The sequence below is a fragment of the Kitasatospora sp. NPDC001225 genome (assembly GCF_053597855.1).
The window spans coordinates 1-13777 of the sequence record NZ_JBSFJC010000177.1 but is presented as its reverse complement, the minus strand read 5'-3'; the positions used below and the strand labels follow the sequence as shown (position 1 = coordinate 13777).

Here is a 13777-nt window from a genome sequence, read left to right as displayed (position 1 = left end):
GCGGCTGCGGGGCGGCGGCCGCGGGCCGGGGTCCGGCCGGGGGCGGGAAGTCCGCCGCGCCGCCCGGGGCGGTGGTGAGCCGCAGCGCCAGGGCCGGGTCGTGGCTGAGGATCGCGCGCTGGAGGCGTCGCAGGTCGCGGCCGGGCTCCAGGCCGAAGCGGTCGGCGAGCAGGTCCCGGGTGCGCCGGTAGCGGTCCAGCGCCTCGGACTGGCGCCCGCAGTTGTAGAGGACGACCATCAGCTGGGCGACCAGGCGTTCCCGGGTCGGCTCGGCCTCCAGCATGGACTCCAGTTCGCCGATCAGCTCGCGGTCCCGCCCCATCGCCAACTCGGCCTGGATGCAGTCCTCGTGGACGGCGAGCCGGGTGCCCTGGAGGGCGGCCAGCTCGGGCCAGGTGAGCCCGGCGTCGCTCACGTCGGCGAGCACCGGACCGCGCCACAGGCCGAGGGCGCGGCGCAGCAGTTCCGAGGCCCGCGTCCAGTCGCCGGCCGCCAGTCGGGCCCGGCCCAATGTGACAAGCTCATGAAATTCCGTGAGATCGAGCTGTTCAGGCTCGATTCTGAGCACGTATCCGGGCACAGTGGTATTCAGCGCGGGTTTCCCGTCCGCCGGCTCCCCGACCGCCTGGAATGCGCGGCGCAGCCCGGCCACCGAGTTCTGCACCATTTTCCGCGCCGTGGACGGACGGTCATCGCCCCAGAGTGCGGCGACTATCTCGTTGATACCCACCACGCTATTCGCGCGGAGCAGCAGAACACCGAGCAGGGCCCTCTGCTGCAGGCCGCGAATGGGCACGTCGGTGCCGTCGGAGAGCACTTCAAGCGGCCCCAGAACGTTGAATCGCACCCCTACCCCCTTGATTCCCTGCGATTCCGGAGAAAGCCATTCCGGAGAATGTGCCCGATGGTACATCAGATCGATCCGGGGCCTTCCGTTGACCGCACGTCGACTTCGATCTACGCTATCGATGGCGACCCCCCACCCGGTATTCCCCGAGGCGAATTCGCCGCCGCCGACCGGCCGGGCTGATTCGACGTCGCGGTGATCGGGCAGGCGTGCGGGCCATGGGGCGTCGTAACGGCGCAGGCCTGCTGGACCGGCCGGCGTTGCCGGTGGATCCGCGTGATCCCGCGTGATCCGCGTGGTCGAGACCCCGGCTCCGCTCCGTCCGCGACACCGCCTTCCGCGAGGACGCCCCCGAGATCAGCACCGGCCACGGGCCCGGGAACACGGCGACCCCGCGCGACCTCGCGATCAACGCCCTCCGCGACCACCGCCGCACCGGCATCGAGGCCGGCCTCCGCCATGCCTCCAGCCGCCCACTCGTCCTCCTCCACACCTCCTGAGCAGGGACGATGAAAGATCGTCAGGACCCTGGACCAGCCCTGCCCACCCGGCCGCCCCGGCGGCAGTGGCCCGCCCATGAGCGATCAGTTCCCGGGCGATGGGCGGGGTGTCCCCATGATGGGTTCGACCGGGAGCGGGTGGCCGTCGCCACCGCCCCGGGGGAGCCGCCGGGGACCGGCGGCCGGACGCCTACAAGAGACGAGGTCGGGGGTACCCGGTGCCTTCCCTGCTGGAACGTGACGCGCACATCGACAGACTCGACCACCTGCTCGCCGAATGTCTCGGCCGCGCGGGCCGGGTGGCACTGGTCGACGGACCCCTCGGCAGCGGCAAGAGCGAGCTGCTGCGGGTGTTCACCGCCCGGGCCGCCGAGCGCGGAGTCCTGGTCGTGGGCGCGGGCTGTTCCGCCCAGGAGCGGGACCTGCCCTTCGGGATCGCCGACCGGATCGCCCACTCCCCCGGCTGGCCCGCCGGGCACGCCGAGCGGCTGGCCGCGCTGGCCGACCCGGCCGTCCTCGCCGAGCCGGCCGACAGTGCCGGCGGCGCCGCCCTCAACGGCAGCGCCCTGAACGGCAGCACCCTCAACGGCAGCGGCGCGGTCGGCGACCCGGCCGGCCCGCCGTCGCCGGCGCTGCTGCGCGCCTGCCGCGACCTGACCACCGCCCTGCTCGCGGCCGCCGCCGACACCCCGGTGCTGCTCTGCGTCGAGGACATCGGCCACGCCGACGAGGCGTCCCTGCACTTCCTGCGCCACCTCGTCCGCCACCTGCCGCAGAGCCGGGTGCTGCTGGTCCTCACCGACGGCAGCACCCCGTGGCCCGCGCGGCGCCGGCTGCACGCCGAACTGCTGCGCCACCCGCACGCGCACCGCCTCGCGCTGGCCCCGCTGTCCCGGGCCGGCGCGCTGCGCCTGGTCACCGAGGGCCTGGGCGAGGAGGACGCCCGGCACCGCGGCCCCGGCCTGGTGGACGTGGCCGGCGGCAACCCGCTGCTGCTGCACGCCCTCGTCGAGGAGCACCTCGACCGCGCCGACGCGCCCGAACCGCGCTACGGCCCGGCCCTGCTGAGCTGCCTCCACCGGGCCGGCCCCGGCGTGCTGCGGGTCGTCCAGGCCCAGGCCGTGCTCGGCGAGGAGGCCCCGGCCGAGGACGTGGCCCGGCTGCTGGGCGAGCGGGAGAGCGCCGACGCGGTCGCCCGGACCCGCGCCACGCTCACCGCCGCCGGGCTGCTGGACGGCGAGGGACGGCTGCGCACCGCGGCCGCCCGCACCGCCGTCCTGGAGGACCTCGCCCCGCACGAGCGCACCGAACTGCGGCTGCGGGCCGCCCAGTTGGCCCACGAGACGGGCAGCCCCGCCGCCGAGGTGGCCCGGCACCTGGTCGAGGCCGGGCGGGCGCCCGCGCCGTGGGCGGTCGCCGCGCTGACCGAGGCGGCCGAGCACGCCCTGCTCGACCACCGTCACCGCACCGCCGTCGCCTGCCTGAGCCTGGCCCACAAGGAGGCCGCCGAGGAGAACGACCGGGCGGTGCTCCGGCACCGGCTGGCGCAGGCCGAGTGGCAGCTCAACCCCTCGGCGGCGGCCCGGCACCTGGTGCCGCTCACCGCCGCGGTCCGGGCCGGGCACCTCGGGCTCGCCGAGGCGCTCGTCCTCGTCCGGTACCTGCTGTGGCACGGCCGCGGCGAGGAGGCGCTGGCCGTCCTGGACCTGCTGCGCGCCCGGACCGGACCGGCCGGACCGGCCTCCCCCGCCGAGACGGGCGCGCTGCGCGACGTCGAGACCTGGCTCGCCTACACCCACCCGGGCCTGGCCCGGGGCCGCCGCGTCCCGGTGCTGCCCGCCGACCTGCGGCACACGGTCGCCCCGGACGTCGACCCGCAGCTGCGGGCCGCCGCCGCACTCGCCGGGGCGCTCACCCGGGGACGGGCCACGGAGACCGTCGACCACGCCCAGCAGGTGCTGCACGACGCCCACCTGCACGGCCGCACCGCGTGGGCCGAGGAGGCCGCGCTGCTCGCGCTGCGGGTGCTGCTCCAGGCCGGGCGCGCCGACACCGCGGCGGTCTGGAGCCAACGGCTGCTCGGCACCGCCGCGCGCCGCGAGGCCCCGACCGCGACGGCCCTGTACTCGGCGGCGCACGCCGAGGCGGCCCTGCGGCTCGGCGAGCCGACCACGGCGGCCGAGCACAGCCGGGCCGCGCTGACCCACCTCAGCCCCACCTCCTGGGGCATCGCGGTGGGCCTGCCGCTGGGCACGCTGGTCATCGCCGAGAGCCGCACCGGCGAGCACCGCTCGGCCGCCAAGCACCTCACCCACGCCGTCGGTGAGGCCATGTTCCAGAGCCTGTACGGGCTGCACTACCTGTTCGCCCGCGGCGAGCACTACCAGGCGACCCGGCACGGCCACGCGGCACTCGCCGACTTCCTGTCCTGCGGCGAACTGCTGCGCACCTGGGGCCTGGACGGCGCCGGGGTGGTGCCCTGGCGCACCCAGGCCGCCGACGCCTGGCTGCGGCTGGACAACCGGGACCGCGCCTGGCGGCTGATCCACGAACAGCTCAGCCGGGCCGACGCCGACCTGCCGCACAACCGCGGCCCGGCGCTGCGACTGCTCGCCGCGGCCGGGCCGGCCGGCCGGCGCGGCCCCCTGCTCACCGAGGCCGTCGACCTCACCGAGGCCTCCGGCGACCGCTACGAGCAGGTGCGGGTGCTCACCGACCTGAGCCGGGTGCACCAGGGCTCCGGCAACAGGCGCCGGGCCCGGCTGCTGCTGCGCCAGGCCCTGCACGTGGCGAACATGTGCGCCCTGCGGCCGCTCGTCCAGGAGCTGCTGTCGGTCTCGGCGGACCTCGGCGAGAGCGGCCCCGCCGCCGACGCACGGGAGCCGGGCGGGGTCGACGCGCTCACCGAGTCCGAGCGGCGGGTCGCCTCGCTCGCCGTACTCGGCTACACCAACCGCGAGATCGCCGGACGCCTGTACGTCACGGCGAGCACCGTGGAACAGCACCTCACCCGGGTCTACCGCAAGCTCGGGGTACGCCGACGCAAGGACCTGCCCGCCGATCTGTGGGCCAACCTGAGGAAGACGGGATGACGACGCCGATGACCACGCCGACCGCCACCAGCCTGACGGTGCACGACGGCACCGGGCCCGACCTCGCCCGGGCCCTGGCGGGCCTGACCGCCGGCCAGCAACCGCAGTGGCCCGATCAGGATCGGGTGCGCGAGGTGCGCGCCGCGCTCGGCGCCCTGCCGCCCCTGGTGGAGCCCGCCGCCGTGGACCGGCTCCGGGAGCGCCTGGCCGAGGCCGCGCTCGGCCGGGCCCTGGTCGTCCAGGGCGGGGACTGCGCCGAGACCTTCGCCGGCAACACCCCCGAGCACGTGCGCGCCAACCTGCACGCCCTGCTGCACTGCGCGACCCTGTTCGAGGTCGCCTCCGGCCTGCCGGTGGTGCCGGTCGGACGCGTCGCCGGGCAGTACGCCAAGCCGCGCTCCAGCCCGACGGGCCCGGACGGGCTGCCCTCCTACCGGGGCGACATCGTCAACGGCCTCGCGGCGACGGCCGAGGCCCGCACACCGGACCCGCGGCGGATGCTCACCGCGTACGACAGCGCCGGCGCCGCGCTCGACGTGCTGGACTCGGTGGCCGACGCGACCCGCACCGAACTGTTCGCCGGTCACGAGGCCCTGCTGCTCGACTACGAGGTGCCGCTGGTGCGCGACGGGTACGCGCTGTCCGGCCACTTCCTGTGGATCGGCGAGCGGACCCGCGAACTCGACGGCGCGCACGTCGCCCTGGCCCGCCGGATCGCCAACCCGCTGGGCCTCAAGCTGGGCCCGTCCACCACCCCGGAGCAGGCCGTCGCCTACGCCGAGGCGCTGGACCCGGACCGCGTCCCCGGCCGGCTGACGCTGATCAGCCGGATGGGCGCGGACCGGGTGTCCGACGTGCTGCCGCCGCTGGTGGAGGCGGTGGCGGACGCGGGACACCCGGTGGTCTGGCTCTGCGACCCGATGCACGGCAACACCGAGACGGCGGCCGGCGGGCTGAAGACCCGCCGCTTCGACCGGATCGCCGCCGAGGTGAGCGGGTACTTCGCCGTGCACCGGGCGATAGGCAGCCACCCCGGCGGCCTGCACCTGGAACTGACCGGCGACGACGTGACCGAGTGCCTCGGCGGTCGCGAGGACCTGCGCGAGGAGCAGCTCCCCGAGCGCTACCTGACCGGCTGCGACCCGCGGCTGAACGGGCGCCAGACCCTGGACCTGGCGCGCGTGGTGGCGGAGATCCTGCTGGAGCACTCCGCCCGGCGGGCGCCCGTGGCGGTCTGAGGACCGCCCACCCGGACCGACGGCCCGCTCCTCCACGCGGAGGGGGAGCGGGCCGTCAGCATGTGCGCGGGAGGGAGCGGTCAACTCCCCACTGGCTCCGGCGGGTTCAGACGGGCTGACCGTCAGGCGGCGAGGTCGGTGCGGAGCGCTTCGAGGAGCGTGGCCAGCTCCGTCCGGTCCGCCGCCGCGCCGTAGACGTAGAAGTCCGGCCGGACCAGCACCGCGACCGCCCCGGCCTCGGCCAGGTACGGCAGGTACACCCCGTCGGTGTCGCCCACCGCGCCCGCCGGGGGCTCCTCGTCGGCGGCCGCGAGCACCCTCACCGCGTGGCCGCCGAGGCCGGCCAGCCAGGCGCGGTCCCCGGCGGTGAGCAGGCTCTCCGGCGGCTCGGTGGTGAGCAGCACGAAGCCGCGCCCCACCACGTCGTCGAAGAGCCCGGCGGGCCGGCCGGCCGCCGTCACCCGCCCCTGGACGACCAGGTCGCCGGCCGGCCCGCCGCCGTGCCGCAGGCCCGCCGTGAGCGGCTGGACCGGGGTGCGCGGCCGGGCCGCGCCGACCTCCGCGCCGCGCCGGGCGCGCTCCTGGGCGGCCAGCATGACGGTGTCGCGGTCGCGGGCCGCGGCCGGGTCGGTCTGGCAGATGACCCGGCCCAGGTCCATCGACATGGTGAGCGCGTGCCGCACGTGCTCGCGCCGCTCGGCGGTGTAGCTGTCGAGCAGCCCTTCGCCGGCCCGGCCGGTGAGCACCAGGTCCAGCTTCCAGGCGAGGTTGGCGGCGTCCCGGAGGCCCGAGCACATGCCCTGCCCGGCGAACGGCGGCATCAGGTGGGCGGCGTCCCCGGCGATCAGCACCCGGCCGCGCCGCCACTGGTCCGCGTAGCGCGCCTGGAAGGTGTAGACGGCGTGCCGCAGCAGGGTGGCGTTGCCGGGGTCGATGTCGAACAGCGAGAGCAGCTTCCAGACGTTGGCCTCGCCGCCGAACTCCTCGGGCGACTCGTGGTCGAGCCGCATGAACTCCCAGCGCCGGTGGCCCGGCCCGGCGGACACGGCGGTACGCGGCCGGGCCGGGTCGCAGACCTGGAGGTTGTTGGGGACGAACTCCCGGCCGTCGTGCGGGACGACGTCGCAGGTCAGCCAGTCGTTGAAGAACGCGAAGTCGGTGGCGGTCAGCCCGGCCTCCTCGCGCACCACGCTGTTGGCGCCGTCGCAGCCGATCACCCAGCGGGCGGTGAGCGGGCCGCCCGACGGGTCGGTCCGCGGTCCTTCGACCGTGAGCGTGACCGCGTCGCCGCGGTCGGCGAGCGCCGTCACCCGGTGGCCGCGCAGGACGCGCAGCGTGGGGTACCGCTCGCCGTGGGCGGCCAGCGCGGCCTCCAGGCCCGGCTGGTAGACGGCGCTGGAGTCGGGCCAGCCGGAGCGGCCGGCGTCCTCGACGTCCACCCGGAAGAGGGTCTGCCCGTCGGCGTTGTGCCAGACGTAGTCCCGGGAGGACTCGACGTGCTCGTCCAGGGCCGCGCCCACGCCGGTGGCGGCGAGGATACGGGCGGACTCGCCGTCGAAGGAGACCGCCCGAGGCATCGGGTACGGCCGGGGGAAGCGCTCCAGGACGGTGACCCGGTGGCCGCGGGCGGCCAGCAGCAGGGCGGCGGTCTGGCCGACCGGCCCGTAGCCGACGATCGCGACGTCGGTGTCGAAGCCGTCGCCGTCTCCCACAGCGGCGGCGGTCTCGGTGTGGACGGGGGTGCTCATGCGGTGGCCGCGTCCTTCCGCAGGATCTCGGCGAGCACCCGGGCGTGCTCCTCCGGGTCGGCGAGGCCGCGCAGCCGCTCGGTGCCGTCCTCGACGACGACCAGGCGGGTGCCGATCAGGATCCGCTGGCCGCCCTCGAAGGCCCGGCCGCGCACCACGATGCCGGAGCCGGCCAGGGCCCGGGCGAACCGGTCCAGCTCCGGTGAGGGGACCAGCCAGTCCGCGAAGGCGCGCGGCCGCGCGTGGAACCGGTAGACGGCGCGCCAGTCGCCGACCCGGCCCCGGCGCTGCACCACGTGGTGGCCGGTGTCCGCGCGCACGACGCGGAAGTCGGTGCCGAACTGCGGCTGCACCTCGTCGGGCACCACCCGCAGCGGCTCCAGGTAGGACGGGCCGACGAAGCCGACGTCGACCAGCCAGAGGTCGCCGTCCAGCCGGACGAAGCCGAGGACGTGCTCCAGGTCCGGCCCGAAGCTGTCGTCCACCTGGCGGATCCCGGCCGAGAACAGCCCGGTCTCGTAGCCGAGTTCGCGCAGCAGCGCGAGGAAGAGCCCGTTCAGTTCGTAGCAGACGCCGCCCCGGCCGCCGAGCACGACGGCGTCGAACACGGCGTCGACGTCGATGTCGACGCCCGCCCACAGGGCCTCGCCGCGGGCGGTGTTGAGCGAGGAGTCGTACGGGATGGCGATCAGGTGGCGCCGGTGCAGCTCGCGCAGGGTGTCGGCGGTGGGGTCGAGCGGGCCGTCGTAGTCGAGGGCCTTGAGGTAGGCGGCGGTGTCGAACACGGCGGTCACTTCCCTTCGGTCCGCTGCTCGACGGGCACGGTCTCGGAGGCTCCGGTGTCGGTCAGTCCGGACTCGCCGGAGCCGGTCTCGTCGAGCAGGGAGAGGAGGTGGCCGGCGATCCGCTCCGGGGTGGGCTGGTCGAAGGCGAGCAGGGCGGGCAGTTCGAGCCCGGTGACGTTCTGGAGGCGGTTGCGCAGCTCGACGGCGGTCAGCGAGACGAAGCCGATGTCGAAGAAGACGGCGTCCGCCCCGATCTCGTCGGTGCCCTCGTGCCCGAGGACGGCCGCGACCTCCGTGCGGACCACGTCGACCAGCACGGCCAGGCGCTCCCCCGGGTCGGCGTCCGCCAGCCGGCGGGCGAGGACGGCGCCGGGCGCCTCCTCGGTGGTGGTGTCGGGCTCGGTCTCGGTGGCCATCGGGGATTCTCCTGCGGGGGTGGTCGTCACGGGCACCGACTCCAGCCAGTAGTGCCGGTGTTGGAAGGGGTAGGTCGGAAGTTCGGAGGCGGGGAGGGTGCCGGCGCCCGCGTAGGAGGCCGACCAGTCGACCTCCACGCCGCGGACGTGCAGCGCGGCGGCCGAGAGCAGGACGCGGTCCCAGCCGCCCTCGTCGCGCCGCAGGGTCCCGGTGACGGCCGCCTCGCGCACGGAGGCCGCCTCCAGGGCCTCGACGATGCCGTGGGCGAGTACGGGGTGGGCGCTGACCTCGACGAACGCCCGGTACTCGGCGGCGGCCAGGGTGTCGACGGCCTCGGCGAAGCGGACCGTCTGCCGCAGGTTGCGATACCAGTACCCGGCGTCCAGCTCCGGGCCCTCCAGCCAGCGGCTCTCGACGGTGGAAAGGAAGGGGATCGCGGCGGGCTGGGGCTTCACCGAGCCCAGCAGCTCGGCGAGTTCGGCCTCGATGGACTCCACGTGCGAGGTGTGCGAGGCGTAGTCCACCGGGATCCGGCGGACCCGCACGCCCTGCTCCTCGTACCCGGTCACCAGGGTGTCGAGCGCGGCCGGGTCACCGGCCACGACCACCGAGGAGGGGCCGTTCACGGCCGCGATCTCGACACCGTCCGGCAGCGCGCTCGCCACCCGCTCCCGGGGAAGGCCGACCGAGACCATGCCGCCCCGGCCCGCCAGACCCCGCGCGATGGCCTGCGACCGCAGCGCCACCACGGCCGCCGCGTCGTCCAGCGAGAGGATGCCGGCGACGTGCGCCGCCGCGATCTCCCCCTGGGAGTGACCGACCACCGCGTCAGGCACCACGCCCAGCGACGCCCACAGGCGCGCCAGGCCGACGTTCACCGCGAACGACACCGGCTGCACCACGTCCACCCGCTCCAACGAGGCGGCACCCGGCACCTGGTTCACTACATCGAGCAACGACCAGTCGACATAGGACGTCAAGGCCTTGTCGACCTCACCGAGCGCCTCCGCGAAGACCGCGGACTCGGCGAGCAGCCGACGCCCCATCCCCGCCCACTGGGAACCCTGGCCCGGGAAGACGAAGACGGTCTGCCCGGCGACGTCCGCCGTGCCGGTGACCAGGGCGGGCGAGGCGGCGTCGCCCGCGAGCGCGGCCAGGCCGGTGCGGTGACCGTCGAGCGCGTCGGCCACCACGACGGCGCGGTGCGCCAGCAGGGTCCGGGCCTCGGCCAGCGTGCGGGCCGCGTCGGCGGGTGCCGGGCCGCGTGCCTCGGTGTAGTCGAGCAGCCGCTCCGCCTGGGCGCGCAGGGCGCCGGCGGAAGCGGCGGACAGCAGCCAGGGGACGGCGGCGGGCTCGGGGGCGGTGGGCTCGGCGGCGGGCTTTGCGGTGGGCTTTGCGGTGGGCGCCTCCTCCAGGATGACGTGGGCGTTGGTGCCGCTCACCCCGAAGGCCGACACGGCGGCCCGGCGCGGGCGGTCGGCCGCCGGCCACGGCCGGGCCTCCGTCAGCAGCCGCACCTCCCCGACCGACCAGTCGACCTGGGTGGTCGGCGCGTCCACGTGGAGGGTCCGCGGCAGCACGCCGTGGCGCAGCGCCTCGACCATCTTGATCACACCGGCGACGCCGGCGGCTGCCTGGGTGTGGCCGATGTTGGACTTCAACGACCCCAGCCAGAGCGGCTGTTCGGCCGGTCGGCCCTGCCCGTAGGTGGCCAGCACCGCCTGCGCCTCGATCGGGTCGCCCAGCGGGGTGCCGGTGCCGTGGCCCTCGACGGCGTCGACGTCCGCCGCCGTCAGCCGGGCGTTGGCGAGCGCGGCCCGGATCACCCGCTGCTGGGCGGGCCCGTTGGGCGCGGTGAGGCCGTTGGACGCGCCGTCCTGGTTGACGGCTGAACCCCGGACCACGGCCAGCACCTCGTGCCCCAGCCGCCGGGCGTCCGACAGCCGCTCCAGGACGAGCACCGCCACGCCCTCCGCCCAGCCGGTGCCGTCGGCGGCGTCCGCGAAGGCCTTGCAGCGCCCGTCGGTCGCCAGGCCGCGCTGCCGGGAGAACTCCACGAACGGCGAGGGCTGGGACATCACCGCGACACCGCCGGCCAGCGCCAGCGTGGACTCGCCGCTGCGCAGCGACTGGGCGGCCAGGTGGACGGCGACCAGCGAGGAGGAGCAGGCGGTGTCGACGGTGATCGCGGGCCCCTCCAGGCCGAGCGTGTAGGCGACCCGGCCCGAGGCCACGGAGCCGGAGGTGCCGGTGGCGAGGAAGCCTTCGAGCCCGGCGGGCACGCTTCGCAGACCGGTGGCGTAGTCGTGGTACATGACGCCGGAGAACACGCCGACGGCCGTGCCGCGCAGGCCCGCCGGGTCCAGGCCGGCCCGCTCCAGGGCCTCCCAGGAGGTCTCCAGCAGGAGCCGCTGCTGCGGGTCCATGGCGAGCGCCTCGCGCGGCGAGATCCCGAAGAAGGCGGCGTCGAAGTCGGCGGCGCCGTGCAGGAATCCGCCCTCGCGGACGTAGGAGCGGCCGGCCCGGTCCGGGTCGGGGTCGAAGAGTCCGTCGAGGTCCCAGCCGCGGTCCTCGGGGAACTCGGCCACGCCGTCGCGTCCGTCGGCGACCAGCTGCCACAGGTCGGCCGGGGAGGCGACGTCGCCCGGCAGCCGGCAGGCCATCCCGACGATGGCGATCGGCTCACCGGCCGCCGCCTCCAACGCGGCCTTCTCGGAGGCGAGTTGTTCGTTGTCCTGGAGCGCGGCCCGCAGTGCCTCGACCAGCCTCGCCGTCTGGTCGAGGGCGGCCGCGCCGTCGTTGGTGGTGGTGGTCATGTCAGCCTTTCGGATGGTGCGCCGGGCGCCGAGCGCGGACGAACGGGCGCGGGTCGGTGAGCGCGGTGCGTCGGCTCGGTGGGTCTGCGCGGTGGGTCCGCGCGGTCGGGTAGGCGCGGTCGGGTTGGGCGCGGTCGGGTGGACGGTTCAGCCGCGGCCGCGCAGGGCGCGGGCGACGAGGCCGTCGATGTCCAGGTCCGCGATGGCGGGCCCGTCCACGGGCACCGATCCCGCGTCCGGGCCGGCCGCACGTGGCCCGGGGGTCACGGCCGCCGGGCCCGCCACCGGCTCCGGCAGCAGCTCGGACCGCAGGTGGCGGGCGAGCGCGAGCGGGGTCGGGTGGTCGAAGACCAGGGTCGCCGGGAGCCGGACGCCCGTCGCCCGGGCCAGCCGGTTGCGCAGCTGTACCGCGCCGAGCGAGTCGAACCCGGCCTCCTTGAAGGCCTGGGCGGCGGCGACGGCGTTCTTGGACGGGTGCCCGAGGACGGCGGCGGCGGCGGAGCGCACCAGGTCGAGGACCTCGCGGTGCTGCTCGCGCTCCGGCAGCGCGGCCAGCCGGGCGGCGAAGTCCGCCGCGTCGTCGGCGGGCGCACCGGTGGCGGCGGTGCGCCGGGGCGTGCGGACCAGACCGCGCAGCAGCGGGTTCAACTCGCCGCCCGCCGCCTGCCCGCGCAGCGCGTCGCGGTCCAGCCGGGTCGGGACCAGCAGCGCCTCCGGAGAACGCAGCGCGGCATCGAACAGCGCCAGCGCCTCCTCCGTCGCCAGGGCCTTGAGACCGCCCCGGGCCAGCCGGGCCCGGTCCGCCTCGTCCAGGTGCCCGGTCAGCCCACTGGCCTGAGCCCACAGGCCCCAGGCCAGTGAGACCGCTGGCAGACCGCGCTCACGACGCCACCCGGCCAGACCGTCCAGGAACCCGTTCGCCGACCCGTACAGGCTCTGCCCGGCGTTCCCGAACACACTGGCGCCGGAGGAGAAGAGGACGAAGGCCGCCAGACCCAGGCCCTCGGTCGCCTCGTGCAGGTGCCAGGCCGCGTCCGCCTTCGGCGCGAACACCTCCCCCAGCCGCCCTGCGGGCTGCCCCTCGAACACACCGTCGGCCAGCGCACCGGCCGTGTGCACCACCGCCGTCAGCGGACGCTCCACCGGGACCCGACGGACCAGGTCATCGACCACCGAACGGTCCGACACGTCCGCGGCCACCACCTCCACCTCGGCACCCAGCGCCTCGAGCCCGGCCACCAACTCCGCCGCACCCGGCGCCGCCGCACCACGACGACTCACCAGCACCAGCCGCCGCACCCCGTGCGACTCCACCAGATGCCGGGCCACCAATCCGCCCAACGTCCCCGTACCACCGGTCACCAGCACCGTCCCCGCCGGATCCAGGACGCCGTGCCCGTCGGCGGAGGCCGGAGCGGAGGCACGCGCCAGACGCGGCACCACCACACCGCCGTCGCGCCAGAGCGCCTGGGTCTCGCCCGACGCCAGCAGGCCGCCCACCACCGACGGGTCCACCGCCGCGGCGGGGAAACCCGTCCCTTCGCCGCCGAGGAGCACGATCCGGCCGGGCTGCTCCTGCTGGACCGAACGGACCAGCCCCCACACCGCGTTGACCGCCGGGTCCGCGTCCGGGGGCCCGGTCACGACCGCCAGCGGCTCCCCGCTCCGGGCGGGATCGGTGAGCCCCTGGTGCAGGAACTCCGAGACCCGGCCGACCAGCGCCCGGGCGCCCTCGGGCCCCTCGGCCGTCCCGGCGGTCAGGTCCAGCACCGCCGGGGCGGCGACACCAGCCGCGCCGGCGGGCAGGACGAGAGGCGTCCAGCCCACCTGGTAGAGGTGGTCGGTACCGGCCCCGCCGAGGCCGGCCAGCCGGTCGATCGGCACCTGCCGCAGCGACAGGGAGCCGACCGAGGCCACCGGTCCGCCGGTCGGGTCGGTGAGGACGAGCGAGAACGCGTGCGGGCCGGTCTGCCGGGCGTGCACCCGCAGAGCAGTGGGACGCGTGGCGAACAGGGCCACGTCGTTCCAGGCGAACGGCAGCAGGACGTGGCCCGGCTCCGGCTCGGCGATGCCCAGGAAGTTGGTGGCCTGCAGGGCGGCGTCCAGCAGCACCGGGTGGATGCCGAAGTCCTCGGCGGCCCGGCCGGCGGGCAGGGACACCTCGGCGTGCACCTCGCCGTCGAGCCGCCAGACGGCCCGCAGCCCCTGGAACGCCGGTCCGTAGCCGAAGCCGCGGTCCGCCAGCCGCTCGTAGAAGCCGTCCAGGGCGACCGGCTCCGCGCCGGCCGGCGGCCACGCGCCGGGGGCGGCGGTGTCCGGCGCCTGCTCGCCGGC

General features: G+C 76.0%; 7 protein-coding genes and 1 pseudogene. 3 read left to right on the top strand and 5 right to left on the bottom strand.

What is annotated here, in order from left to right:
* Positions 1 to 511 (bottom strand): AfsR/SARP family transcriptional regulator (locus ACWDCZ_RS35420; RefSeq protein WP_449818019.1); only part of this gene is annotated, 511 nt, incomplete at its 3' end.
* 12 nt (positions 512 to 523) lie between these two features.
* Here ACWDCZ_RS35420 and ACWDCZ_RS35415 point away from each other — a divergent pair.
* From ACWDCZ_RS35415 to ACWDCZ_RS35405, 3 genes are all read left to right on the top strand, one after another.
* Complete coding sequence (locus ACWDCZ_RS35415; RefSeq protein WP_449818018.1) at positions 524 to 1030, top strand: hypothetical protein; 507 nt, start codon at positions 524 to 526, stop codon at positions 1028 to 1030.
* A gap of 535 nt (positions 1031 to 1565) precedes the next feature.
* Positions 1566 to 4439: an AAA family ATPase gene (locus tag ACWDCZ_RS35410; RefSeq protein ID WP_449818016.1), complete on the top strand. Its 2874-nt coding sequence runs from the start codon at positions 1566 to 1568 to the stop codon at positions 4437 to 4439.
* Positions 4436 to 5677, top strand: coding sequence for a 3-deoxy-7-phosphoheptulonate synthase (locus ACWDCZ_RS35405; protein WP_449818015.1), 1242 nt, complete (start codon positions 4436 to 4438; stop codon positions 5675 to 5677). Before ACWDCZ_RS35410 ends, ACWDCZ_RS35405 begins: the two co-directional genes overlap by 4 nt.
* Before the next feature lie 122 nt (positions 5678 to 5799).
* On the opposite strand, the gene mhpA is transcribed toward ACWDCZ_RS35405, so the two are convergent.
* The 4 genes and pseudogenes from mhpA to ACWDCZ_RS35385 all read right to left on the bottom strand — a co-directional run.
* Positions 5800 to 7425 carry a bifunctional 3-(3-hydroxy-phenyl)propionate/3-hydroxycinnamic acid hydroxylase MhpA gene (mhpA, locus tag ACWDCZ_RS35400; RefSeq protein ID WP_449818014.1) on the bottom strand — a complete coding sequence of 542 codons (1626 nt, stop codon included), beginning with the start codon at positions 7423 to 7425 and terminating at the stop codon, positions 5800 to 5802.
* Positions 7422 to 8210, bottom strand: a complete 789-nt coding sequence (locus tag ACWDCZ_RS35395) for an arylamine N-acetyltransferase family protein (protein WP_375875173.1) — start codon at positions 8208 to 8210, stop codon at positions 7422 to 7424. Before ACWDCZ_RS35395 ends, mhpA begins: the two co-directional genes overlap by 4 nt.
* A 5-nt stretch (positions 8211 to 8215) precedes the next feature.
* Positions 8216 to 11395 (bottom strand): annotated as a pseudogene (locus tag ACWDCZ_RS35390) (type I polyketide synthase); the annotation flags it as partial.
* Positions 11396 to 11590: 195 nt separating this feature from the next.
* A partial coding sequence (locus ACWDCZ_RS35385; protein WP_449818013.1) for a type I polyketide synthase occupies positions 11591 to 13777 on the bottom strand: 2187 nt, incomplete at its 5' end.

Bases quoted from the DNA above. Each gene is read 5' to 3' on its own strand.
- ACWDCZ_RS35415 (WP_449818018.1), top strand. From the start codon at position 524: ATGAAATTCCGTGAGATCGAGCTGTTCAGGCTCGATTCTGAGCACGTA.
- ACWDCZ_RS35405 (WP_449818015.1), top strand. From the start codon at position 4,436: ATGACGACGCCGATGACCACGCCGACCGCCACCAGCCTGACGGTGCAC.
- mhpA (WP_449818014.1), bottom strand. From the start codon at position 7,425: ATGAGCACCCCCGTCCACACCGAGACCGCCGCCGCTGTGGGAGACGGC.